The sequence below is a fragment of the Mesorhizobium sp. M1004 genome, assembly GCF_040318795.1.
Classification (GTDB): Bacteria; Pseudomonadota; Alphaproteobacteria; order Rhizobiales; family Rhizobiaceae; genus Mesorhizobium.
In genome coordinates, this window is sequence record NZ_JAMYNB010000038.1 from 1 (window position 1) to 4,629 (window position 4,629).

At 60.1% G+C, this 4,629-nt stretch carries 5 protein-coding genes and 2 pseudogenes; all 7 read left to right on the forward strand.

Annotation, left to right across the window (positions count from 1 at the left end; translation table 11 throughout):
* Window positions 1-1,449: NAD(P)/FAD-dependent oxidoreductase (locus NKH54_RS32365; RefSeq protein ID WP_353029720.1), on the forward strand; the 1,449-nt coding region annotated here is incomplete at its 5' end.
* Between the two features lie 16 nt (window positions 1,450-1,465).
* Entirely contained in the window at window positions 1,466-2,347 is an 882-nt protein-coding gene (locus NKH54_RS32370) for a dihydrodipicolinate synthase family protein (protein WP_353029721.1), read from the forward strand.
* 25 nt (window positions 2,348-2,372) lie between these two features.
* The gene (locus NKH54_RS32375; RefSeq protein WP_353029722.1) at window positions 2,373-2,987 is read left to right on the forward strand and encodes a short chain dehydrogenase; all 615 of its coding nucleotides are present in this window, start codon (window positions 2,373-2,375) and stop codon (window positions 2,985-2,987) included.
* 38 nt (window positions 2,988-3,025) lie between these two features.
* A pseudogene (locus NKH54_RS32635) lies at window positions 3,026-3,189 on the forward strand (aldehyde dehydrogenase family protein); the annotation flags it as partial.
* Window positions 3,190-3,255: 66 nt separating this feature from the next.
* Window positions 3,256-3,880: pseudogene (locus tag NKH54_RS32380) on the forward strand (aldehyde dehydrogenase family protein); the annotation flags it as partial.
* Complete coding sequence (locus NKH54_RS32385; RefSeq protein ID WP_353029723.1) at window positions 3,877-4,086, forward strand: hypothetical protein; 210 nt, start codon at window positions 3,877-3,879, stop codon at window positions 4,084-4,086. The pseudogene NKH54_RS32380 and the gene NKH54_RS32385, both read left to right, overlap by 4 nt.
* A partial coding sequence (locus tag NKH54_RS32390; protein WP_353029724.1) for an NAD(P)/FAD-dependent oxidoreductase occupies window positions 4,083-4,629 on the forward strand: 547 nt, incomplete at its 3' end. The genes NKH54_RS32385 and NKH54_RS32390, both read left to right, overlap by 4 nt.

The following is a 4,629-nucleotide window of genomic DNA, read 5'->3' on the forward strand; positions in this document are numbered from 1 at the left end:
ACCGACAGCACATGGTCTATTCGGACAGGAAGAACGCTAGAGCAGCCGTTGGCGCGACTACGCTACCGGCCGCATTCACCTAGAGAGTTGGCAGTGAACTCATTCAATCAAACAATGACAAGGCAGCGTATTGTCGTCCAGCCGCCACATCCGGAGCCAACAGTCTCCGGCTGGTACAGCACGTCGGGACCGGAGCTGCCTCTGGTGCCGCAACAAGACGACGTCGCATGCGACTGCTTGGTGATTGGCGGCGGCTGGATGGGGCTTCACGCAGCCCGTCGATTTGCCGAACTCAACCCGCAGGCCTCCGTAATCCTGGTCGACGCCGGCCGCATTGGGGACAATGCATCCGGACGATGCATGGGTTTCGTCATCGATCTCGCGCACAATCCCCGAAAGCGCGATTTCGTCGAAGACATCAAGGGAAACAAAGAAGAGCTGTTCGTTAACCTGGAGGGGATCGCCTACATCCGAAGCGCCGTCGAAGAGCATGGGGTGGATTGCGACTGGGACCCGCAGGGAAAGTACCACAGCGCGGCCACGTCTCACGGTGCGGAAGACCTGGACCGCTTTTCGAAGGCGCTCGATAAGCTTGGGCAGAACTACAGCTGGATTGAGACCCCCGAAATCCAGGCGATCACCGGAAGCAAGCACTACATCAAAGCCCTGCATCACCCCGGCACCATCCTAGTCCAGCCTGCGAAGTATCTCAAGAACGCTGTAAAACGCCTCCCCCCGAACGTTACCATTCATGAAAACACCGCTATTGTGGCGGTGCGGTTCGGCGCGCCGAAGCACATCTGCGAGACGCCCGTCGGGACAATCACGGCTTCGAAGGTCATCATCTGCGCTTCAGGCTATCTGACGAAGTTTGGCTTCTTCAACAACCGCGCCATACCGCTCTACACCTTCGCGAGCATGACTCGACAGCTCACGGAGAGCGAGCTTTCCCAAGTGGGCAATAAGCGAGCCTATGGGCTTATTCCGGCCGACAGCTTTGGGACGACGGTACGGCGCACGATCGACAACCGTCTTTTCCTTAGAAACGTTTACTCGTACGCGATGAATTTCAAGACAACAGAACAAGATGTGCTAAGGGCGCGAACCCAGCAGCAGGTAGCATTCGACCGTCGATGGCCTGGGCTTTCTTCAATGGGCTTTGAGGCCAGCTGGGGAGGTCTGCTCACGCTCGCGCAAAATGGCGGAATGGTTTTCGGCGAGTTGGCGAAGAACGTCTATGGGGCCGCCTTTTGCAATGGAACCGGCGTCGCTCGAGGGGCCGCCTTTGGGAAGGCCGTCGCCGAACTGGCCACGGGGCAATCTTCGGCTGTCATCGAGATCCTGAAGACGCGGGCCACTCCGAGCAGGACATACCCTAAACTTGTCACATCCTTGGGCGTCCGGTTTGTCACGGCACTCCGTTTCAAGCAAGCGGGTGCTGAAGTCTAGCAATAAGAGGAACGTAATGGCGGACCTGAAGGGCATCAATCTCGCAATGCAGACCCCGTTTGACGCAAATGGGGCTATCGATTACGGCCTCTTCGAGGAGTTGGTCGAGAAATACGTATCGGCGGGAGTTCACGGCCTGGTTCTTGGGGCCGGCACTGGCCAGCACCCTTACCTGACTGAATCCGAATGCGACCGGCTCTACGAGCTGGGGGCGAAGCGCATCGCAGGCCGCTGCAACGTTGTCTGCCAGACTTCGGCACTCAACATGGACGAAGTCATCCGGCGTTCACGGCAAGCTGAATCGGTCGGCGCGGACGCGCTGATGGTTTTGCCACCGTATCTGGAAGGTCCGTCCGACGAAGATGGAATCTTCAACTTCTACAAGGAAATCGACGCGGCGGTCGGCGTGGACATTGTCGGATACAACATCCCGCAGGCCACCGGCATATCGGTCTCGCCACGGCTTTTGGACCGACTCAGCGGTCTTAACAATTTCAATTACATCAAGGACAGTGCAGGCGACTTTACCGTGCATCAGGAGTACCTGCAGACCAAAGGCGCTGTGCTAAATGGTTGCGATACAACGACACTCTATGCCCTGATGGCAGGCGCGCGAGGCGTTATCTGGGGCGCAGCAAACTACATGCCGGGTGAGGCTGTCGAACTGTACAACCTCGTGGCAGCCAAGAATTACGAGCGGGCGCTGGCACTTTGGCAGCGCATGCTGCCCTCGTTGCTTTTCATCTGGCGAGCACCCTATACGCCATCTGTTCTCAGAGCCGCGCAACTGCGCGGATTCGGAACCGGCAACGTCCGCAAACCACTGGCAAAACTCTCGGCGGAGCAGGAGATGGCGCTTCGCGCCGCACTTGCTCCGCTGTTTAAGGTCGCCTCTTAAGCGTCGCTATATCTAAGAGGACTCTATGCGAATTGTCCTGGTTGGTTCGACGGGGGTTATCGGGTCGGCTGTGGCGGCCGAACTTGGCAAGCGGCACGATGTTGTAGCGGTCGGACGAACAAGCGGTTCATTCCGGGTCGACATCGCCGAACCGGACTCTATCGACCACCTATTCGACAAGGTTGGTGCATTCGACGCGTTAGTCTGCACAGCAGGCGCGGTGCTCTATGCCCCCTTGGACCAATTCACAGATGAGCAGTTCGAGATCGGGTTACGCAGTAAGCTGATGGGGCAGGTTAATCTCGTCGTGAGGGGTCTCAAGCGCATCAGCGACAATGGGTCATTTACCTTGACTTCCGGTCTGACCAACGAAGATCCGATCCGGCAGGGAAGCTCGGCCGCCCTAGTCAATGGCGCCTTGGACGGCTTTGTACGCAGCACGGCGATAGAGCTTGGACGGGGGTTGCGGATCAATCTGGTCAGTCCGACTCTCGTACAGGAATCGGTTCACCTATACGGCGACTTCTTTCCCGGCACCCGGACGATGCCGGTGAGAGAGGTAGCGCTCGGCTACGTCAAGAGTGTCGAGGGCTCCCAGACGGGCCGGCTCTATCGCATGGGCTGGGTCAGCGAAACCTAATCTCGCCAGCAATGGCGTGGACTAACGGAAAGACAGGGATGCGCAGCCAACTTTATATCGACGGAACGTGGGTCTCCCCAGTAAAGGGCGGCACATTCGATGTGATCAACCCCGCAACGGAGGAGGTCATTCACAAAGCTCCGGCCGGAACCTCAGAGGACATCGATGTGGCCGTGAAAGCCGCGCGCCGCTGCTTCGACCTCGAAGGCTGGCCAAAGCTCTCGGGTGCTGAACGTGCGGGATATCTCCGCAAGATAGCGGCCGGTGCGTGCTGGTCCAGGAAGGGATTTACGACCGGCTGCTGGCGCGCCTGGTCGAGGAGACGAGGAAGATCACGATCGGCAACGGTCTCGACGAGGGCGTTCTGCTTGGTCCGCGGGTATCAGAAGCCGAGCACCGAAAGGTCTTGTCGGCGGTCGAGGCGGCCAGGGCAGCCGGCGCGACAATTGAATGTGGTGGAAGACGACCGGAGATGCCTGCAAGAGGCTTCTTTGTCGAACCGACCGTCCTCACCGAAGTACCGCTCGATAGCGACGTTTGGCGGGAGGAAATCTTCGGTCCGGTTGTCTGCGTCCGGCCGTTCTCCACGGAGGCCGAGGCGATCGGGCTAGCCAATGATTCCCGCTATGGTTTGGCGGCGGCGGTGATGTCGGCCGACGACGTCCGCGCAGAGCGCATCGCGGCTGCATTCCGGGCCGGCATCGTCGGATCAACTGTTCTCAGCCGACATTCACCGAGGCCCCGGGGGGGGTGGCTACAAGCAGTCCGGCATCGGCCGCGAGCTCGGCCGTTGGGGTCTCGAAAACTACCTCGAAACCAAGCAGATCACCCGCTTCACTTCCGACCGTCGTCCGTGGGGATGGTACATCAAACCCGAGGAAGTTGCCCGATGAATGAGCAGCGGGCCACCATCGAAATCCCCTCTCAAGTCGCACCATCGTCGTTGCAGGCAAAACGTGACCGTGACGCAGGGCGCAATTTCAGCCGCGTGGCTGAAGGCCGTATCCGCATCAGCCTCTGCCAGCCCGAGCCCGTGCTGCAAGAAGCAGCGCTTCGGCTGCGCCGCTTTGCTTCCAGCTACCGTCGCGAGGCCGCATGACCGCCAAGGCCATCCCCACAAAGGCGCGCGCTGTCATCATCGGCGGCGGCGTTTCGGGCTGTTCGGTCGCCTATCATCTGGCCAAGCTTGGCTGGACCGACATCGTGCTGCTCGAACGCAAGCAGCTGACATCGGGCACGACATGGCATGCCGCCGGCCTGATCGGCCAGTTGCGCGGCTCGCAGAACATGACGCGGCTGGCGAAATATTCGGCCGACCTCTACGTCAAGCTCGAGGCCGAGACCGATGTCGGCACCGGCATGCGCCAGGTCGGCTCGATCACCGTGGCGCTGACCGAGGAGCGCAAGCACGAGATTTATCGGCAGGCGTCTCTCGCCCGCGCCTTCGATGTCGACGTGCGCGAGATTTCGCCTGGTGAAGTCAAGGAGATGTACCCGCATCTCAACGTGTCCGATGTGGTCGGCGCCGTGCATCTGCCGCTCGACGGCCAGTGCGATCCCGCCAACATCGCCATGGCGCTGGCCAAGGGCGCCCGCCAGCGCGGCGCCACAGTCGTCGAGAATGTGAAGGTCACCAAGGTCC